The organism is Nocardiopsis sp. NPDC006139 (assembly GCF_040614155.1).
GTDB classification, from domain to species: Bacteria; Actinomycetota; Actinomycetes; order Streptosporangiales; family Streptosporangiaceae; genus Nocardiopsis; species Nocardiopsis changdeensis.
Genome location: NZ_JBEXTT010000019.1, coordinates 16352 through 34476, shown reverse-complemented (window position 1 = coordinate 34476; position 18125 = coordinate 16352). Strand labels below are relative to the sequence as shown.

At 69.5% G+C, this 18125-nt stretch carries 17 protein-coding genes and 1 CRISPR repeat array; of the genes, 8 read left to right on the top strand and 9 right to left on the bottom strand.

The window, feature by feature from the left end; translation table 11 throughout:
* Positions 1 to 44 precede the first annotated feature (44 nt).
* On the bottom strand, positions 45 to 2666 hold the full coding sequence (locus tag ABZ249_RS23050; protein WP_017567561.1) for a DUF2309 domain-containing protein: 2622 nt from the start codon (positions 2664 to 2666) through the stop codon (positions 45 to 47).
* A 148-nt stretch (positions 2667 to 2814) separates the two neighbouring features.
* Positions 2815 to 4389: a proton-conducting transporter membrane subunit gene (locus ABZ249_RS23045; protein ID WP_017567562.1), complete on the bottom strand. Its 1575-nt coding sequence runs from the start codon at positions 4387 to 4389 to the stop codon at positions 2815 to 2817.
* A 449-nt stretch (positions 4390 to 4838) separates the two neighbouring features.
* Here ABZ249_RS23045 and ABZ249_RS23040 point away from each other — a divergent pair, with 449 nt between their 5' ends.
* The 3 genes from ABZ249_RS23040 to ABZ249_RS23030 all read left to right on the top strand — a co-directional run bounded on the left by ABZ249_RS23040 (position 4839) and on the right by ABZ249_RS23030 (position 7141).
* Positions 4839 to 5147, top strand: coding sequence for a winged helix-turn-helix domain-containing protein (locus ABZ249_RS23040; protein ID WP_355266446.1), 309 nt, complete (start codon positions 4839 to 4841; stop codon positions 5145 to 5147).
* On the top strand, positions 5144 to 6016 hold the full coding sequence (locus ABZ249_RS23035; RefSeq protein WP_355266443.1) for a DUF6671 family protein: 873 nt from the start codon (positions 5144 to 5146) through the stop codon (positions 6014 to 6016). The genes ABZ249_RS23040 and ABZ249_RS23035 overlap by 4 nt, the downstream gene beginning before the upstream one ends.
* Positions 6017 to 6121: 105 nt before the next feature.
* Positions 6122 to 7141 carry a TerC/Alx family metal homeostasis membrane protein gene (locus ABZ249_RS23030; protein WP_355266440.1) on the top strand — a complete coding sequence of 340 codons (1020 nt, stop codon included), beginning with the start codon at positions 6122 to 6124 and terminating at the stop codon, positions 7139 to 7141.
* 63 nt (positions 7142 to 7204) lie between these two features.
* On the opposite strand, the gene ABZ249_RS23025 is transcribed toward ABZ249_RS23030, so the two are convergent.
* A complete protein-coding gene (locus tag ABZ249_RS23025) occupies positions 7205 to 8089 on the bottom strand; it encodes a universal stress protein (protein WP_017568683.1) in 885 nt (294 codons plus the stop codon).
* Between the two features lie 161 nt (positions 8090 to 8250).
* Between ABZ249_RS23025 and ABZ249_RS23020 the strand changes: the two genes are divergently transcribed.
* The 3 genes from ABZ249_RS23020 to murF are packed head-to-tail and all read left to right on the top strand — an operon-like array spanning position 8251 to position 10078.
* Positions 8251 to 8550 (top strand): winged helix-turn-helix domain-containing protein, encoded by a 300-nt coding sequence (locus ABZ249_RS23020; protein ID WP_106586558.1) that lies wholly within the window; start codon positions 8251 to 8253, stop codon positions 8548 to 8550.
* Positions 8547 to 8693, top strand: a complete 147-nt coding sequence (locus ABZ249_RS23015; protein ID WP_017568420.1) for a hypothetical protein — start codon at positions 8547 to 8549, stop codon at positions 8691 to 8693. The genes ABZ249_RS23020 and ABZ249_RS23015 overlap by 4 nt, the downstream gene beginning before the upstream one ends.
* Complete coding sequence (gene murF, locus ABZ249_RS23010) at positions 8690 to 10078, top strand: UDP-N-acetylmuramoyl-tripeptide--D-alanyl-D-alanine ligase (protein WP_017568419.1); 1389 nt, start codon at positions 8690 to 8692, stop codon at positions 10076 to 10078. Before ABZ249_RS23015 ends, murF begins: the two co-directional genes overlap by 4 nt.
* Here murF and ABZ249_RS23005 read toward each other — a convergent pair.
* A complete protein-coding gene (locus ABZ249_RS23005; RefSeq protein ID WP_106586557.1) occupies positions 10065 to 11090 on the bottom strand; it encodes an L-threonylcarbamoyladenylate synthase in 1026 nt (341 codons plus the stop codon). The genes murF and ABZ249_RS23005 overlap by 14 nt on opposite strands.
* A 221-nt stretch (positions 11091 to 11311) precedes the next feature.
* Positions 11312 to 12213: a CRISPR direct-repeat array (repeat unit 37 nt; unit sequence GTTGCGATCCTCGGTCGCCCCGGAGGGCGACCGCCAC).
* Between the two features lie 421 nt (positions 12214 to 12634).
* A complete protein-coding gene (locus ABZ249_RS23000) occupies positions 12635 to 13408 on the bottom strand; it encodes a DUF2637 domain-containing protein (protein WP_083934888.1) in 774 nt (257 codons plus the stop codon).
* Between the two features lie 14 nt (positions 13409 to 13422).
* Here ABZ249_RS23000 and ABZ249_RS22995 point away from each other — a divergent pair, with 14 nt between their 5' ends.
* Positions 13423 to 13965 carry an SAM-dependent methyltransferase gene (locus ABZ249_RS22995; protein WP_355266639.1) on the top strand — a complete coding sequence of 181 codons (543 nt, stop codon included), beginning with the start codon at positions 13423 to 13425 and terminating at the stop codon, positions 13963 to 13965.
* Positions 13966 to 14169: 204 nt separating this feature from the next.
* Positions 14170 to 15324 carry an ABC transporter substrate-binding protein gene (locus ABZ249_RS22990; protein ID WP_355266433.1) on the top strand — a complete coding sequence of 385 codons (1155 nt, stop codon included), beginning with the start codon at positions 14170 to 14172 and terminating at the stop codon, positions 15322 to 15324.
* 138 nt (positions 15325 to 15462) lie between these two features.
* Here the strand turns inward: ABZ249_RS22990 and ABZ249_RS22985 are convergent, their stop codons facing one another.
* From ABZ249_RS22985 to ABZ249_RS22970, 4 genes are all read right to left on the bottom strand, one after another.
* Positions 15463 to 15981 (bottom strand): PIN domain-containing protein, encoded by a 519-nt coding sequence (locus ABZ249_RS22985; protein WP_355266430.1) that lies wholly within the window; start codon positions 15979 to 15981, stop codon positions 15463 to 15465.
* Entirely contained in the window at positions 15974 to 16801 is an 828-nt protein-coding gene (locus ABZ249_RS22980; RefSeq protein ID WP_355266427.1) for a hypothetical protein, read from the bottom strand. Before ABZ249_RS22980 ends, ABZ249_RS22985 begins: the two co-directional genes overlap by 8 nt.
* A gap of 214 nt (positions 16802 to 17015) precedes the next feature.
* A complete protein-coding gene (locus ABZ249_RS22975; RefSeq protein ID WP_355266424.1) occupies positions 17016 to 17435 on the bottom strand; it encodes an arsenate reductase ArsC in 420 nt (139 codons plus the stop codon).
* 11 nt (positions 17436 to 17446) lie between these two features.
* Positions 17447 to 18100 (bottom strand): three-helix bundle dimerization domain-containing protein, encoded by a 654-nt coding sequence (locus ABZ249_RS22970; protein WP_355266421.1) that lies wholly within the window; start codon positions 18098 to 18100, stop codon positions 17447 to 17449.
* Positions 18101 to 18125: the final 25 nt, after the last annotated feature.

Sequence of the window (18125 nt, the reverse complement as noted above, 5' to 3'; positions counted from 1 at the left end):
ACTTCCCTTCTCTGGAGTGAAGTGGCGCTGCACGTGCCCGGTCGTCATGTGCGCAGCGGTGCGGGAGGACGGCCGTCCTCCGGAGCGGCTGCGGCCGGGCACCAAGGCCGCCAACCTGTAGGGGTGTAGCGGAGCCAGGGTTGATCGGGGTGCTCACGTGCGGCGAGACCGACCCAGTCGTGATCGAACATGTGCCGCAGCACGGTGTGGCGCCCGATGAGGGTGTCCAACCGGTGCAAGGGTGCCTGCACGATGGTGAGCAGGCGTTGCGGTTCGTGCCGGGCGCGGTGGCCGTCGGTGAGGGACTGCCAGGGCAGGCCGGACCGGAGGTCGCCGGTGGGACCGGTCATGACGCCGAGGCCGCCGCCGACGGCGTTGTGGAGGGCCTTGCTGCCGGCGCCGAAGGCCTGGGGGTCGGTGGCGGCGAAGTAGTACTGGCTGTTGATCCAGTGCGCGACGACGAGCGGTGCCGTGAGGATGGTCTCCAGGACGGTGCCGGCCGGGTCGAGGTCGGGGTCGTAGTCGTGGAGGAACAGACGGCCGTGCAGGTCGATGCCGCGGGTGAGGGCGCGGGGCGCGATGAGGAAGGCCGCGTTGCCGGCCAGACCCCATTCGGGGAAGGCCTGGGCCCAGTCGCGGGCGCGCGTGCGGGTGTGGCGCGCCGCGCGCCGTGGGCTGGGGTGGGAGGGTGCGCCCGGTAGGGTGGCGCAGCGCTCGGCGGCCAGGTGTGCGCCGGCCGTGCGGAGGTCGGCGGTGAGCCGGTCGACGTCCTGGCCGTGGGTGTCGGGCAGGAGGTGGGTGTCCAACAGGCGCACGGTGTCGGTGGTGGTGTCGTGTTCGGCCGGAACGAACCGGGTGTCGTCGGGAATGCCGATGCCGCGTTCGGAGAGGTGTCGGCGGACCTGCGGATCGTTGAGCAGTGCGGCGGCGGTGCGGGCGTTGGGGCCGCCGGGGTGCCCCCCGCATGCACCGCAGTCCAGCGCGGCCTGGTAGGGGTTGTTGTCGGTGTGGGCGCGGTGCCCGCAGAGCACGACCAGGCGTGCGAACCCCCGGGTCAAGCCCATCAGCGTGAGGATGCCCTCGGCGGTCGCGGTGCGTTCCTCGGGGGTGAGGGCGTCCTCCAGGGAGATCTCGGTCGCAGGGTCGGCGGTGATGCGGCGCGTCCACCACGCGCGGGCGGCGCCGACGGCACCGGGGGCGAAGGTCCTGGCCGCGGCCAACGGGCCCAGGAGCCAACCGGCCGATTCGGCGAGCACGAACGGTGCCACCAGGTCGTCCTTGGCGGCGTGGAGGGAGTGGTCGGCCGCGGCGAGTACCCGGCGACCGGTCAGCGACCGTTCGGCCGCGCGCTGTCGGCCCTCGCTGGGGCGTTCCGTGACGGTGTGCCGGGGCGTGATCGGGCCCGGGCACTGGGCGCGAGCGGCCCCTCCGGCGAGGTCGCGGTAGCGCATGGCGACGGCGAAGAATCCGGCGAATCCCAGGGTCTGGTAGTCGCCGAGCGCTTCCAGGTGGCGACGCAGTCCCTCGGAACGGGGATCGATGCAGCACACCACCTGTGCCCGCGGCGGGGCGTCGGTCCACTCGGGCGCCGAGCGGCTCAGGGTGCGCAGCAGTCGGCTCCGGTAGTGGTCCTCGTAGGCGTCCAGCCAGACGAGGGTCCGTTGTTCCACCGGGAGTCGGTCGAGCAACCGCGCCAACTCGGTCCGCTGTGCCGCGTCGGTGCCGGTGATCTCCAGGGCCTCCAGTAGGTGGCGGGCCCGATCTTCGGGTCCGGTGGTGGCCTGCCGGGTGTCGAGCAGGTCGGCGGAGGCCGAGTTCCACGCCGTACCGTGGGTGTGGGTCCCGGTGAGCGCGGCGGCTTCGGTGGTCAACCGCAGGGCGAGGTAGGCGACCAGGTCGATACCGCTGTCCTGTCGTTCACCCCGCCACCGGATGTGGGCGGCGAAGCCGGGAAGGCACGCCAGATGGGCCTGGAGATAGCGGGTGCGCTGGTCCTCCGGGACACCCAGGGCGGCCAGAGCCTCCGCGACGGCCTGCTCGTCCCGTTCGGGCAGGTCCCCAAGACGTGTGCGCAGACGCCGCGGCAGGGTCACGTCGTGTGCGGCCAGAGCCCGCCACGCGTGGTAAAAGCCTCGGTCGCGGCCGGGCATCCGCCAGGTGGACTGGCCCTCGTCCAAGTAGGCCGAACACCACTGGATCGTGTGGGTGTCGAGGAGGGCGGCCATGTCCGGGGCCAGCACTTCGGTCGCTGTGCGTGCCCGGCGGATCGGCGGGGGGTTCGTGATGCCCTGGTGCAGATCGGCCGACAGGAGGTCGACCGGCTCGTAGGTCCGGCCGCCGAGGGTGAGCGGTGGGCACCGCAGCGCCTCGGGGTGGCGGCGGATCAGCGCGGCACGCACGTCGTCGTCGGTGATCCGCCCGTGCCGCCACGCCGCCCGCAGCCAGGCCTCTTCCGGGGTGACCCGCGCTCCGAACAGGTCCGCGGCGGCGATGGCCGCGTCCGCGAACGGCCGGTCCACCAGGCCGGACAGCGGGTTGACAGCGATGAAGTCGGCGAGCGGCCAGGTCGGCGCCAAGAACGCTGCGGCGTCGGCGACCACGGCACGCACCTCGGCCGCCGAGGTGGCGGTGTCGGGAGCGGCCTTGGTGATGGGTCCGGTGGTCATGGGTTGCGACTCCTCCTGCTGTGATGACGGTGGCGGAACGCGCGACCGGGTGAATCCCCGGGGACCGCGCTTCCGGGAGGCTCCAGCGGCTCCCCTCAGAGCGCCGGAAGCCGTCCGGGCGTGCCGTCGAGGGCTCGGGGCCGTCCGATCACGCCCCGACTTCCTCCGGTAGGGGCACCGGCCGCGGGTGCGGTGCGGGCACCGGCCGTGGCGGGAGACCCGGGGCGGTGGTGTGCGTACGCTGCTGCCCGGCGGACAACGCCAATACGTAGAGACGGTCGCGCCAGCGGCCGAGACCGCGTGCGGGCGCCCGGTGGACCAAAAGCGCTCCGACCACCGACACCGCCACCACGATCGCCGGCAACCAGGCCGAAACTGCGGCAGGGGCGGCGGCGGGCACGCTCGGGGCCAGAAACTCCGTGACCGCCCCCACCACGGCCAGGTAGCCGATCACCGCGCCCGGCAGCACGACCACCACGGTGGCCAGCGCCCCCACGGTCGGGTGGCGCCGCAGCCATCCCCACGCCAGCCGCGCTGCGGTGGCCGCGGCGAAGACCAGCAGCGCCGCGCCTGCGGCGTGCGGAGGCAGCCACCAGACCGCCACGGCCACGGCCACGACGGCGACGACCACGGCGAGGACGGCCACCTGTGCCGAACGCGCGGGGGTCAGCCGGGGGACGGGAGGAGCCAGGACGCGCTGGGTGTGGCGCTGCACCGCCGACCCCGAGCCCAGGAACAAGGCGGCCTTGAACAGCCCGTGCGCCACCAGGTGCACCACCGCCGCCGCGTAGAGGCCGAGCGCGCAGGTCATGAGCATGAAACCCATCTGCCCGATCGTGGAGTGCACCAGCGCGCCCTTGACGTCGGGACGGGCCAGCATGACCGCCGTGGCGGCCACGGCACTGACGGCGCCAACGGCGAACGCCAGGTGTGTCGCCACCGGTGCCGCACCGAAGATCGGCGACAGCTTCACCAGCAGCACCCCGCCCGCGTTGACCACACCGGCGTGCAGCAGCGCCGAGACCGGGGTCGGAGCCGCCAGGGTCGCCGACAGCCACCGGTGCCAGGGCAACTGCGCGCACCGTGCGGCCGCGGCGATCACCAGCAAGCAGGCCACCGCCGTGCCGACCGCGCCGCCGACGGCCGCGTCGCTCTGGTCGCGCAGGTCGAGATCGCCCCAGACGGCGACCGCGAGAACCACCCCGGACCACAGCGCGACGTCTCCGATGATGACCACACGTGCGGTGCGGCGGGAGGCCTCGACGGCCGAAGGGGCCGGCCGGTACATCCCCACGAGTCGCCACAGGGCGACACCGGTCAGCGACCACGCCACCGCCAGGGTGACCAGCGTGACCGCGGCCACCATCGCCGCGGTCGCGGCGGTCAGCGCCCCGGCCGTGATGGCGAACCCGGCCGCGGCCGGGTCGCCGCGCAGGTAGCGCAGGGCGAACACCTGGACCACAGCGCTGACCGCGCACACCAGCAACAGCACGATCGCCCCGAGGTGGTCGGCTGCCAACCCGGTCCAGACACGTCCGTCCGGAGCGGCCAGCACCATCGCCACCGGCCCGCCGAGGGCCACCGAAACGGCCAGGACCCCGGCCAGTGCGGTCGCCGACAGTGCGGCGCCCGCGCCCAGCACGGGAGCCAGGGGACGCAGGTTCCGGATCGATCCGGCCGCCGCAGCGACGGCGGGAAGGGCTACCAGGGCCAGCAGCAGCATCCCCGTCACGCGGCCGCACCTTCCGTCTCAGCGCCCTTCGCGGCGCGACCCGAGGCCGGGGCCGCGGTGACGTCGGTGGCGAGGGCTTCCGGGGGATGTGCGGGCAAAGCGCACCCGTGGAAACCGCTGCTCCGCACCCGTTCGGGCTCACCGCTGGTCACGCGGCGCAGTGGCCGTCCTCGTTCCGGCCCGAGGGCGCCCGGCAAGCCGGTGCCGATCGCCGTGTCCGGTGACGGGGGCCACCGGTGCACCCGACCCCGCGAAGCCTCGTCGGCCGTCGGCTCACCCCGGGTCGGCACACACGTCATCCCGACGCCGCCCATGACACCCATGACACCCACCTCCCAAGCACGACACTGATGACGCGTGTTACGATACACGACATGGATCGTACGACACCAATAGCGCGTATTGAAAATCGTGATACGGGTTACCTGGGACGGGGTGCCATGGTGGATATGCAGGAGTGGACCTTCCTCACCAACCACGCCCACGTACTGCTGTGCGTGGTGCGGGATCCCCAGGCCCGGCTGCGGGACATCGCCGAGCAGGTCGGCATCACCGAACGGGCCGCACAGCGCATCATGGCGGACCTCGTCGAAGCCGGATACCTGGAACGAGAGCGCGAAGGGCGCCGCAACCGGTACCGGATGCACCCCGAGTTGCCACTACGGCATCCGATGGACCGCGACACCGCCATCGGAGAACTCCTGGCCGTGCTCATCGGCACCCGCAACGGCCCTGACGAGGCCCTGTGACCACCACCGCCCACCCCTACGCGGACGCACGCGTCGCACTGGCCACCCGACACGCCAAGGAGAGGGTCCTGGGCCCGGCCCTGGCCCGCATCCCGGGTCTGCGCCTGGTCCTCGCCGACGACGTCGACACCGACGAGCTGGGCACTTTCACCGGTGAGGTCCCACGCGCGGCATCGCCGTCCGTGACCGCCGTGCGCAAGGCACGCCTCGGTCTACGGTCGACCGGCCTCGGGCTCGCCGTGGCCAGCGAAGGCTCCTTCGGTCCGCATCCCATGGCTCCGATGCTCAGTGCCGGCGACGAGATCCTCGCCTTCCTCGACACCACCCGGGACCTGTGCATCGTGGAGCGCCGCCTGGGCCCCACCAACTTCGCCCACACCACCGCCCGACGCCTCGATGAGACCACCGAGGCGTTCTTGGGCCGAACCGGTTTCGGCCCCCACGCGATGATCGTGCGCCCCCACACCCCAATCGATCCGCAGGACCCCGGCCCTATCAGCAAAGGCATCCGGACCCGCGCCGAACTGGCCGCCGCGATCAACGAGTGCGCCCTACGGTCGGCGGACGGCCTGGCCCGGCTGGAGACCGACATGCGCGCCCACCTCAATCCCACGCGCATGCGCGAGATCGGCCTGCTCGCCGACCGGCTCACCGACCGCCTCGCCACGCTGTGCCCCGCCTGCGGCACCCCCGGATACGGCCAGGTGGACCGAGAACCCGGCCTTCCGTGCGACAGTTGCTCCGAACCCACGTCCCTGACCCTCGCCGTCATCCACGGATGCCCGCGGTGTCCTCACCGCAGCCGCCACCCCCGAGACGACGGGCGGGTCAGCACCGACCCCACGTTCTGCGACGGGTGCAATCCATGATCGAAACCCGCGGTCCGGCGTCGCCGACTCGACCGTCGACAGGACCCGCCGGCGGACACCGGATTCCCGGTACGGTGCCCCACCGGCCGTCGCGAGAGGACTGACATGCTCGACATCGGCATCACCACGTGGATCGTCACGATCGCCGTGATCGTGACCCTGCTCGCCGCCGACCTGACCATCGCCTGGCTGAAACCGCACCACGTCGGGTTCAGGGAGGCGACCGCGTGGTCGGTCTTCTACATCGCGGTGGCCCTGATCTTCGGTGTGTGGTTCACCCTGCGCTACGGCGGCGAGTTCGGCACCGAGTACTTCGTCGGCTACCTGGTGGAGAAGAGCCTGTCCGTCGACAACCTCTTCGTCTTCGTCATCATCATCACCACCTTCGCGGTGCCGACCGAGCATCAGCACAAGGTGCTGACGTTCGGCATCGTGCTCGCCCTGGCCATGCGGGCGGTGTTCATCGCACTCGGAGCCGCACTGCTGGCGCTGTTCTCCTTCATGTTCCTCGTGTTCGGCCTGTTGTTGATCTACACGGCGATCCAGTTGTTCCGGCACCGCAACGAGGACCCCGCGATCGAGGACAACTCCGTGGTGCGTCTGGCCCGGCGGGTCCTGCCGGTCACCGACGGGTTCGTCGGCGGCAAGCTCTTCACCCGGGTCGACGGCCGCCGTGTGGTCACGCCGATGCTCATCGTGCTGATCGCGATCGGCACCGTCGACCTGCTGTTCGCCGTGGACTCGATCCCGGCGATCTTCGGGATCACCCAGGAGCCCTACATCGTGTTCACCGCGAACGCGTTCGCCCTGCTCGGGCTGCGCGCACTGTTCTTCCTGGTGAAGGGCTTGCTCGACCGGCTGGTGTACCTCTCGACCGGGCTGGCGCTGATCCTGATGTTCATCGGCGCGAAGTTGCTCCTGCACTGGGCCCACGTAGACCTGGACGAACGGGTCCCGGAGATCCCGACGCTGGCGAGCCTGGCGGTGATCGTCGTGATCCTGGTCGTGGTCACCGTGGCGAGCCTGGCCAAGACCCGCCGCGACCCGACGGCCAAAGCCCACGCGGGCTCACTTCGCGCGCACGACGCCGAGGCCGGGCCCGACGACACCACCGAAGAGCCGTGAGCCGGGCCGAGCGCCGCAGAACGTCGATGCACGGCCACAGTCCGCCGCCCGCCGGCGGCGTGGTCACGAGGCCGAGTCGGCTCGGACGACCGCCACCGGACGGGTGGCGCGGCGGAGCACTCCTTGACCATCCGACCTCAGCAGCAGGTTGTGGAGCGGACCGCGCCCTCGGCAACCCACCACGAGGAGCTCCGCTCCGCGCGACGCAGCGATCATCACGTCGGCGGGGCGGCCGACCGCTGCGCGCGCGACGACGGGCACGACCAGCCCCGTCACGGCCAGAGCCCGCTCGACGGCCTCCTGGGCCAGATCCTCAGCGCACCGGTGTTCCCGCTCAGCGGCCTTCCTGTAGGCGTACGGGTTGTCGATCGCTCCCGGCAACGTGACGTGGTAGGCGCGGACGGCCACCACCCCGGCCGACCGGTGAACGGCTTCGGCAAGGGCGAACCGCAACGCGGCGTCGCCGTGTGCCGACCCGTCCACTCCCACCACGATCGAGCCGTGGTCCGGCGACACCCAACCGGCAGGCACCACCACCACGGGGCAGCAGGCGCGGGCCGCCAATCTGCCACCGACCGAGCCGAAAGCACGCCCGCCCAGCACGCCGAACCGGTGCGTGCCAACCACCACGAGCTCGGCATCGTGGGACGCGAGCGCTAAAGCGTCCAATGCCGGACGCAACGCCACCGACGTCTCGACCTGCACCCTGGGTGCCTGGAAGGCGAGCCGATGACGAGCCTCCACCAGTGCGCACTCCGCACGCTCCCGAAGGGCGGCCGTAGGTTGCACGGCATCCGATTCACCGAAGGAGCGAACGGTGAGCGGCACCTGCAAGGCGTACATCAGGCGCAGATTCGAGCGACGGAAGCGGGCCTCCGCGGCAGCCCAACCGAGAGCGGCCACAGAGCCGGGCGAACCGTCGACACCGACGACGATGGTGGCGGTCATGGCGATCCGATCCTTCGTTGAGGTCGTCGCCTACACGCACACCCGATGACCTCCCTCGCCATCGGCGACGTGTGAGGCACACAACACGAATTGTACGACATGAAATACGCGTGTCAGAAAGCGCGATACTCACTACGGGGAGGTGGGGTAAGGTACTGAGCATGCAGGAGTGGACGTTTCTCACCAATCACGCCCACGTACTGCTGTGCGTGGTACGGGATCCCCAGGCCCGGCTGCGGGACATCGCCGAGCAGGTGGGCATCACCGAACGGGCCGCACAGCGCATCGTGGCGGACCTCGTCGAAGCCGGATACCTGGAACGGGAGCGCGAAGGGCGCCGCAACCGCTACCGGCTCCACGCCGAGTTGCCGCTGCGGCATCCGATGGACCGCGACACCGCCATCGGGGAACTCGTGGCCGTGCTCATCGGCACCCGCATCGACCCTGACCAGGTCGCGTGATCGCCACCGCCCAGCCCTGCTCGGACACACACGCCGCACTGGCCACCCGACACGCCGAACAGCGGGCCCCGGTCCCGGCCCTCGCCGACGACGTCGACACCGACGAGCCGAGAGCCTTCGCGCGCAGGAGCCCGACCACGTGATACCTCTGACCGCAACCGCCATCGCCGCGGCCACCGGAGGCCACCTGACCGCTGGCACCGACCCCCTGCTGCCGGTCACGGCACCCGCGAGCATCGACTCACGCCGGGTCCACCCCGGGGGCCTGTTCGCCGCGGTCCCCGGTCGGCACACCGATGGGCACGACCATGCCCCGGCCGCCATCGCCGCAGGCGCGGCGCTGGTACTCGCCTCACGGCCGGTGGCCGCCCCGGCCGTCCAGGTCGCCGATGTCACCGTCGCGCTCGGCGCGCTGGCCCGCCACGTGGCAGGCCAGCTGTCGGCGACCGTCATCGGCATCACCGGATCGAACGGAAAGACCAGCACCAAGGATCTCGCCGCCCAGGTGCTGGCGCACCACGGTCCCGTCACCGCCACCGACGGTTCGTACAACAACGAACTCGGATTCCCCCTCACGGTCCTGCGCGCCACCCCCGACACGCGCTACCTCGTCCTGGAGATGGGCGCCCGGGGCCGCGGGCACCTCGGCTACCTGTGCGACCTGGTCACGCCCCATGTAGGCGTGGTGCTCAACGTCGGCACCGCCCACATCGGCCAGTACCCCGACGGGCAGGCCGGGATCGCCGCGGCCAAGAGCGAACTGGTCGCCGGACTCCCCGATGCCGACCACGGCGGCCTCGCCGTCCTCAACGCCGACGATCCGCTCGTCTCAGCCATGGCGGACCGAACCCGTGCCCGTCCCCTGTGGTGGAGCCACCATCCCGGCCCGACACGCGTGCACGCCCGCGACGTGCGCCTCACCCCGGACGGTCGCGCGGAATTCACCCTGCGCACCCCCGAGGGCGCCGCGCCCGTCACACTCTCGCTCACCGGCCGACACCACATCGGCAACGCGCTCGCCGTCGCGGCGACCGCTCATGGCCTGGGCCTGGACACCGCGATGATCGCCCAAGCTCTGACCGACGCGCGACCCAGATCCGCCGGACGCATGCAGACCATCGTCCGCGATGACGGCGTCACCCTCATCCACGACGCGTACAACGCGAACCCGGACTCAATGGCGGCCGCACTCACCGCGCTGGCCTCGGTGACCGCGCGTCGCCGCATCGCGGTCCTGGGAGAGATGGCCGAACTCGGAGAGCACGCCGCTCACGCCCATCGCCACTTGGGCGTGCTCGCCGCACAGGCCGCTCTCGACCTCCTGGTCGTGGTCGGCGATGACCACGCAGCCCTGATCGCCGACGCCGCCCGCGCCGCACGCGACGACCTCGACATCGTCTCCGTCCGTGACGCACGGCAGGCCCACGACGCCCTCCACCGCGGCCTTCACCCCGGCGATCTCGTTTTGATCAAGGCCTCCCGGGCCGCCCGCCTCGAAGACCTCGTCGCCGCCCTCAACGACCGTTGAATCGGTCGGAGTCGCGACTCGCCTGATCACGGGGCCCGGCCGCCCGGCCGAGCCGATCCGCGATCGCCGATCCGATCCCCTCCGGGGAGGGAAGCGATGCCACGATGACCTCACATTCGTGCCGGTCGAAGTCGTGGAGGAACTCATAGAGCCGCTGCGCGTACTGTGCGGCCGAGTCCGGTACCGCGATGACGTGTCGCGCGGAACACGAAGCGGCGTCACCCGCGAACTCGGGGGGAAGAAGGACACCGACCCGGCGCCCTCGCCCCACCAGGAGTTCGGCGTTGTCGAGCACCCGGTCCGGCTCGACCAGGAGAACCCGGGCCCGCGGCGCGTAGTGCGACGGGAACTGGCCCGGAACCCGAACAGCGCTCTTGGCCCGCACCGACACGGCACGGCCCAGTACGTGTTCGAGATCCTCTCGGCTCACACCGCCGGGGCGCAGGATCGCCGGCTCACCCGTGAGATCGACGATGGTGGACTCGACGCCGACCGAGCACGGGCCACCGTCCAGCACATAGTCGACGTCCGCGCCCAACCCCTCACGGACATGACGGGCCGTCGTGGGGCTGACCTCGCCGAAGCGGTTGGCCGACGGAGCCGCCACCCCGCCGCCGAAAGCCGTCAGCGTCTCCAAGGCGACCGGATGGTTCGGCACCCGCAGCGCGACGGTGTCGAGGCCACCGGTGACCGCGCGGGGAACACGGTCCGCTCGCCGAAGCACCAGCGTCAGCGGACCCGGCCAGAAGCGTTCGGCGATGAGGTGCGCCGTGTCGGGCACGTCGGCCGCCCACTCGGCGAGCTGATGCGCGCCGCCCAGGTGCACGATCAGCGGATGCGTCGTGGGCCGCCCCTTCACCGCGAAGACACGCTCCACAGCGCCGACGTTCTCGGCATCGGCGCCGAGCCCGTACACGGTCTCGGTGGGGAACGCGACCAGACCACCCGCACCCAGGGTGCGAGCGGCGCACTCGATGCGGTCGAGCGCGAGTTCTGGTTGATCCGATATCACCGTTCACCCCTCGTAACAACAATCTGACGCACCGGCGTTCAGTGTGGTCAGGTGCCGCGCCGTATGCCGTCGGCCCTCCTGGGAGCAGCGATCCCAGCCTATCGTCGACGGGCGCTACGGCGTTCAGCCGGTCGACGCCGCCCCCACCGCTGGGACTAAGGTCTCCACCGCCATCCGCACCAGGTCCGCCTGGGCACCACAGTCATCTGGTAGGCGGTGGTGCCGAGATCCTCGGTCGCCCCGGAGGGTGACCGCCACACGTGCCCGCACTGGTGGCGCGCGTCCGGGAACTGGTTGCGATCCTCGGTCGCCCCGGAGGGCGACCGCCACGTGGTGCGCCGCGGCGGGCGCACGGCGTGGTCGGGGTTGCGATCCTCGGTCGCCCCGGAGGGCGACCGCCACGTCTCCACCATCACCCGGCGCCGCCACCCCACCTTGTTGCGATCCTCGGTCGCCCCGGAGGGCGACCGCCACGCGTCACGGCCGACGATCACGGCCATGTCGTCCAGGTTGCGATCCTCGGTCGCCCCGGAGGGCGACCGCCACGTTATCAGCACGGCACTCCAGGAGGACGAGATGACGTTGCGATCCTCGGTCGCCCCGGAGGGCGACCGCCACCCCTGGCGTACCTACGTCACCGTTTGACCAGCGAAGTTGCGATCCTCGGTCGCCCCGGAGGGCGACCGCCACTCCGTACCCTGTCCCTGAAGGACTACCCGAAGGACGTTGCGATCCTCGGTCGCCCCGGAGGGCGACCGCCACTCGGTGGCCGCCGCGACCCGCTCTCCGGTCGGGGTGTTGCGATCCTCGGTCGCCCCGGAGGGCGACCGCCACGCGGCACCCCCGAGGCCGTCACGAGTCGGTGGCCACGTTGCGATCCTCGGTCGCCCCGGAGGGCGACCGCCACCCGGAACCCCGCGCGCCGCGCCACCAGGCAGGAGGGTTGCGATCCTCGGTCGCCCCGGAGGGCGACCGCCACCAGCGTAGATGCCCCGCCCAGCCGTAGAGGTCCTGGTTGCGATCCTCGGTCGCCCCGGAGGGCGACCGCCACGGCGGATGCGCGTCAACGACGCGGTCACCGTGGACGTTGCGATCCTCGGTCGCCCCGGAGGGCGACCGCCACAGGGTGACCGCCACGGCCCGCGAAGTGGGAAAACGACCTCTCCATATCAACAAACACAGAGCAGCAATCCGGACATTCGGGAGGGAGACCCCCATAGTCCGTTCGGTACCGCCCCGGGTTTCTCTGACCACTTCCGGTTCCCAACCAAGCGGACAAGCTTCAATCGAGTCTGTTGCACAGGACCGTTGCCGACCCCTGCCTGCCAAGCAAAGCACTAGCAGAGGACACAGACTTTTCAGATGCAAGGCTCGCAGCGACAACTGCACTCGAGAACCTTGGTGGTTGCATCCTCCCTCAGATCCAAGACAGAGGAAAGAACTGTAAAGACGCACCATGCGCGTAGCGTACGCACCTCGCCACAGAGAAAGCTCAAACCGCTCCGCAGACCCCGCGTCGGCCCGTCTTCGCTGGTACACCTGGCCTACCTTGACACGGTGGTGCTCACAGCTTCTCGATCGTCAACGCTGAGCTCGGATTCGCCTCTTCGGTCTCCGAGGCTCAGCAGAGCGTCATCGAACCGCCCCTGGCGTCCCCACTGGCTGACCAGCCTCCCCCACCTCGGCCTTCGACCGAAAGCGGACGCGATCTGCTCGCCCGTGGGCAACGAGCCGTGCTCGCCCTGATGTTCCAGAGCCCACTGCCAGGCACGCACCTGGAGTTCAGCGGGCATAGCGCGAGTCGATGAAGTTCCGTTCGCTGCGTCCGTGTGCTGCTCGCGGACGACGTACAGCCCCGGATCGTCCGCCTGTTCGCCCTCGGGGAGAGGAGCCGGATGTTCGTGTGTACGCTCTGCGTCAGCAGTGCGTACGCTCCTGGCCGCCGTGCGGAACTCGCGCATGAGCAGTTCGTACGCACCGATCAGCGCGAAGCTCGGCCATGCGTGGATGATCCGCGACCACATCGTGGGGTCGGCCACGGCAACGTTCGCCGCCAACGACGCGGCCGACCCGATGATCAGCAGGGTCCAGGGCAGGAGACCGCCCTTGCGGCCGTGGCGGGCATCGCTCAGCAGCGTCATGGACGCGCCGACGATCATGCCGTCCACCGACAGCGGGAACAGAGCGGCACGCCACTCCGGCTCGCCGTGGCGCAAGGCGAGTTCGTACATGTGCGAGTACGACACCACCGCCGCGATACCCGCGAGCATCAGCACGGCGGCGATGGTGATCCACCGCGACCAACGGGGCTCCGTCATCACCGCTCACCGCCCTGTCCGTTGACACGGACACCCCGCCCGTACTCGGGCAGTTCAACGGTCTGCTCGATGACCAGCCGCGCGTTCCCATCTGCCGTGTGCCCCGCACTGCCATGGTCCAGGCGGACCTACGCGACCCCGACGGCATCCTCACCGCAGCCGACACCCTTGCGCTGCTCGATTTCGACCGACCCGTGGGGCTGCTGCTGGCCGAGGTCCTGGACTTCCTGCCCGACACCGACCATCCCCACGACGTCATGCGCACCTTCCTCAACTCCCTGGCTCCGGGCTCCTTCATAGCGATCAGCCATATCACCGACGAGGCCGACCCGGACCGCGCTTCCCTGCTGGAGGAGTTCTACTCCCACACCCTCGCTCCACGACAGACCCGCGGCCGCCACCAGATCGCCCACTTCTTCGACGGTACCGAGCCGGTGCACCCCGGGTTGAGCTACGTGTGCGACTGGACACCCCACATCCTCTGGCGGCCCCACATCGTCGATCCCTATTGGCCGCCTGCACACGTCTGGATGCTGGGCGGTGTCGGCCACTTGTGAACCCCCACTGACGATGCCGCTGCCCTGACGCCACCGGGCCGTGCATCTTCGGCTGACGACTTCCCCCTGCGGATGCCCCGCCTCGCCCTGAACCCGTAGGCGGGTACCTGACGGTGGCCTCGCCCCCTGTGGGATCGGGGCGAGGCCACCCCACTCCCCACAGCCAAGGCACGAACACGCCCTTCGCCAACCACAAAGAGAGACATGCAGATGACTTTCAGTAGCAAGAAGTCCTTTCGTTCCGGTCGCGCTGTCACCGCCGCCACATTGGCGTTCGCTCTGACCGCCTGCTCTGGCGGAGCGACCATCGACGACGAGGTCGAAGGAGCTGTGGAGCCTGTGAGCGGATCCCTGGTCGCCGGCTACGTCGCGGGCATCGATCAACTCGGGTTGCCCATCGGCACCGAACTCGGCCTCTTTGAAGGCCAAGGCCTAGACGTGACCCTCGCTGATCCCTTCCCCACCGGAGTCGAAGCCATCAACGCTCTGGAAGCCGGAGACGTGGACATCATCCAGGTGGGCGTCCCCGGCGTCGTCGCAGTACACAACGACATCGACCTGGTGTTCGTGGGCAACTACTCGGGCTCGTCCGTGCAACGCAGCGTCGACGACACCCTTTCGGTGATCGCCACCGAGGGCTCCGGGATCGACCCCGACGACCTGTCCACCCTCAAGGGCGCCACCGTGGCCACGAGCGTCGGGACCATCAACCACCTCTACCTGCTCGGCATGCTCAGAGACCTGCGGATCGACACCGACGAGGTGGACCTGGTCAACACCGCCCCACCGGACATGCCCATCGCCCTGGAGACCGGTGGAGCGGACGCCATCGCGAGCTGGGATCCATGGCCAATCATCACCACCGACCAGGTCGAAGGCAGCTATGACGTCGTGCGCGGCGGCGGTTACATCCCCTACGTCGGCTATATCGTCACCACCCCGCGCTACCTGGAGAACAACCGGGAGCTGATCGAGGCGTTCCTCACCGCCCGAGCCGCATCCGACCAGTGGATCCGCCGCCACCCCGACGAAGCCGCCGAAGCCGTGACCCGGTGGCTCACCGGCACCGACCTCCAGGTCGCCCAGGCCGCCATGGAACACAACGTCACCCAACTCGACCCGCGCTTCTCCGCCTGCAACTACCTGGCCCTGGACACAGTCGCGATCCTGCTGGAGGAGCAAGAGGTGGTCGAATACGATTTCGACATCAACGAGTTAGTGGACCCGAGCCTGATCCTGTCCGTACAGGAGAACAACCCGGAACTGTTCTCCGACCTGCCCGCGATCCCCGAGCCCGCACTCATCGACACCGACCACAAGTTCCTACGCGAAGTCGACCAACAAGCCTGCACCGTGTGACCCACCGCAGGTGCGACCGTTGACAGCAAAATTCGCACCGGTCCACCGAAGCCCGGACAGAGGTATTTTTGACAGCCAAGAAAATCGGCCATACTTGAATTGCCACGCCTCTGCGGCTCGTGACATCAGGTGCCAATGCTAGGAAGTGCTGAATAGATCTTCCGGCCAGACCACACCTGGATACATAATCGATATCCCTCTGACTTTTCGACCGATAGGATATCCCTGGTCATACGTCATCAGGAAACCACACCCCAGGCGCACAGCCGCAGCGAGGTGAAGTCGGTCGGCCGCAGAGCACTGTTGTCCCTGTGTGCGACTGATCCCATCCAATTCTTCAGCGATCCTCGTTGCCTGGCGCACGAGGTAGCGGTCGATGTCTGTCCACTCCACCGAGGCATCGCCAAACCACCGGCTGAGATGATCCTCCACCACTGCGGACCTCTGTCTGCGCTCACGGGTCTTGCCGTTGGTGAGAACCTCGGCTTCCAGAAGAGATGAAACGGCCAATCGCGCTTTCCCCTCATGGATCGCTTTGAAGAGTTCAAGCCCCATCTTCCATCGAGGATCCCGAGTTTCAGGGTGCGGCTTTTCGCTGCGCGTGATCACATCCATATAGACATCAGCGTCAACAAAGATCAAGGGGACATCAGCCACGCCTCGCCTCCGCTAGAAACTCGTCGACATCTCGGCCACCGATCCAATCCGGGTCGGCCCCCAGGAGCTTTTCCGGAGCGGGAAGAGGCGCACCGGCCGGCGGTAGCGCCTCGATCTCACGGACATCGATGCGCAACGCCTGCCCCTGCTCGTTTCGCGTGATAACGCCACCGACCATGACGCGAGAACGCCAAAGGCCCTGCACCTCTTCGGCCATCTCTTCAGAGACGATGCCCTTGATGATGTGGCGGGTCCGCGCTTCGGTGATCCCGACTTCGATCACGTGCCGGCGTCTGGCCGCTCGAGCGTTCATCAGATCCAGGGTGCCCCTGACCGAACCGTAAGCATGTGTCTTCGGTTGTACCGCTTTGCGGGCGTTGTCACGTACGGGTTCGGACAGCGCGACATGCGACCCTGGCTTGCCGTTCACCAGCGCGACGGAGACGGCCTGAACGCCCTGCCGCGGCTGGCCGACATCAGCGATGCGGTTGACCGTTTGCTCGAAGTAGTAGTTCGGCACACGCGGGGCTTCCCGAAGTTGCTCCACTCCATCGACGAGGGCGCGCACGGGGAAGAGGAGGTCTTGACGGGGACGACCCGCGGCTATGCCCGACGCAGTGATACGGACGACGATGACCCCCTGAGAGTCCGTATCGAATAAGCCGAAGCGCCAGACAGGGCGGCTGCCACGCATCAGGTAGGCATGATCGATCTCTTGGAGCGCGTTCTGCAACTGGTGGAAGATGTGCAGGAAGCGCGACACCTCAGGCCGCTCGCGATCTGGGCGGATCTTCACCTCAAGTGCTGTGAGAGCGTCCATGTCTCCACCGTAACTCGGGACCCTCCACCACCCAGAGGGGGGTATGAAGCGTTTCGTGAACTTTCCTGCTGCTAGCTCGGCACTTCGACTCCAAGTCGCCAGTGTGCCGCAGTGGACCGAAGCCCGGCAGGGGAACAGTAAAAATTGACCAGATCCGGCCAGGTAGCGCTGCACTTACTCCCAGCACGTCACTCGAAAGCGCTGCTCGGCCAGGTCAGCCTTCGGTTCGCGAAGACAGCTCCTCAATGAGCCCCTCCACGCGCGTGCGGATCTCGTCGCGGATGGGGCGCACCGCGTCCACGCCCCGCCCGGCGGGGTCGGGCAGCTCCCAGTCGAGGTAGCGCTTGCCGGGGAAGAACGGGCAGGTGTCGCCGCAGCCCATGGTGACGCACACGTCGGAGGCCTCGACGGCGTCCACGGTGAGGAGCTTGGGGTGCTGGTCGGTGATGTCGATGCCGACCTCGGCCATGGCCTCGACCACGGCGGGGTTGAGGGTGTCGGCGGGCGCGGACCCGGCCGAGCGGACCTCGATCCGCCCTTCGGACAGGTGGGTCAGCCAGGCGGCGGCCATCTGGGAGCGCCCGGCGTTGTGCACGCACACGAACAGCACGGACGGCTTGTCATCGACGGTCATGGCGGGGCTCTCTACTTCGTCTCAGTGGTGGTGGGCGCGGCCAGCAGGTTCAGGAGTTCGGTGACGTGGGCGTCGATCGCGTCGCGAGTGCGTCGCCATCCGGCCAGATCGGATTCGTGCGGGTCGGCCACCGGCCAGTCCAGGTAGCGCCGCCCGGGGACGACCGGGCAGGCGTCGCCGCAGCCCAGGGTGATGACGACGTCGGCGGCGCCGACGACCTCCTCGGTCAGCGGCTTGGGGTAGGCGTCGCCCGGGTCGGCGCCGACCTCGGCCAGCACCTCGCCCAGTCGGGGGTCCAACTCGGAAGCAGGCGTGGTGCCCGCGGAGGAGACGGTGACCGGTCCGGGGAAGCGGTGGGCGAGCAGGGCGGCGGCGAGCTGGGAGCGGCCGGAGTTGTGGCCGCAGACGAACAGCACCCGGGGCGGGCGCATGCCTATCGGCTCCCCGGCGGCGGCCAAGGCGTCCAGGCGCTCGGCGGTCAGGCGTTCGGCCAGCACGTCCAGGTGGGCGGTGACGCGGGCGGTGGCGGCCAGCCGCTCGCGCGAGTCGAGGATCAGGGCCTGCACGGTCTCGACGGAGAAGCGCCCTTCGTGGCGTGCGGCCAGGCGTGCGGCTCCGACTTCGGTGCGTTCATGCAGGAAGGGGTGGGGATCAGGTCTGGTCATGCCGGTTCCCTGGAGAGATGGGCCA

Excerpts from the sequence above, each read along its gene's own strand:
- ABZ249_RS22970 (WP_355266421.1), bottom strand. The coding sequence starts at position 18,100 with ATGACCAGACCTGATCCCCACCCCTTCCTGCATGAACGCACCGAAGTC.
- ABZ249_RS23000 (WP_083934888.1), bottom strand. The coding sequence starts at position 13,408 with ATGACGGAGCCCCGTTGGTCGCGGTGGATCACCATCGCCGCCGTGCTG.
- ABZ249_RS22975 (WP_355266424.1), bottom strand. The coding sequence starts at position 17,435 with ATGACCGTCGATGACAAGCCGTCCGTGCTGTTCGTGTGCGTGCACAAC.
- ABZ249_RS23040 (WP_355266446.1), top strand. The coding sequence starts at position 4,839 with ATGGTGGATATGCAGGAGTGGACCTTCCTCACCAACCACGCCCACGTA.
- ABZ249_RS23050 (WP_017567561.1), bottom strand. The coding sequence starts at position 2,666 with ATGACCACCGGACCCATCACCAAGGCCGCTCCCGACACCGCCACCTCG.
- ABZ249_RS23030 (WP_355266440.1), top strand. The coding sequence starts at position 6,122 with ATGCTCGACATCGGCATCACCACGTGGATCGTCACGATCGCCGTGATC.
- ABZ249_RS22980 (WP_355266427.1), bottom strand. The coding sequence starts at position 16,801 with ATGGACGCTCTCACAGCACTTGAGGTGAAGATCCGCCCAGATCGCGAG.
- ABZ249_RS23025 (WP_017568683.1), bottom strand. The coding sequence starts at position 8,089 with ATGACCGCCACCATCGTCGTCGGTGTCGACGGTTCGCCCGGCTCTGTG.
- ABZ249_RS23020 (WP_106586558.1), top strand. The coding sequence starts at position 8,251 with ATGCAGGAGTGGACGTTTCTCACCAATCACGCCCACGTACTGCTGTGC.
- ABZ249_RS23045 (WP_017567562.1), bottom strand. The coding sequence starts at position 4,389 with ATGCTGCTGCTGGCCCTGGTAGCCCTTCCCGCCGTCGCTGCGGCGGCC.
- ABZ249_RS22990 (WP_355266433.1), top strand. The coding sequence starts at position 14,170 with ATGCAGATGACTTTCAGTAGCAAGAAGTCCTTTCGTTCCGGTCGCGCT.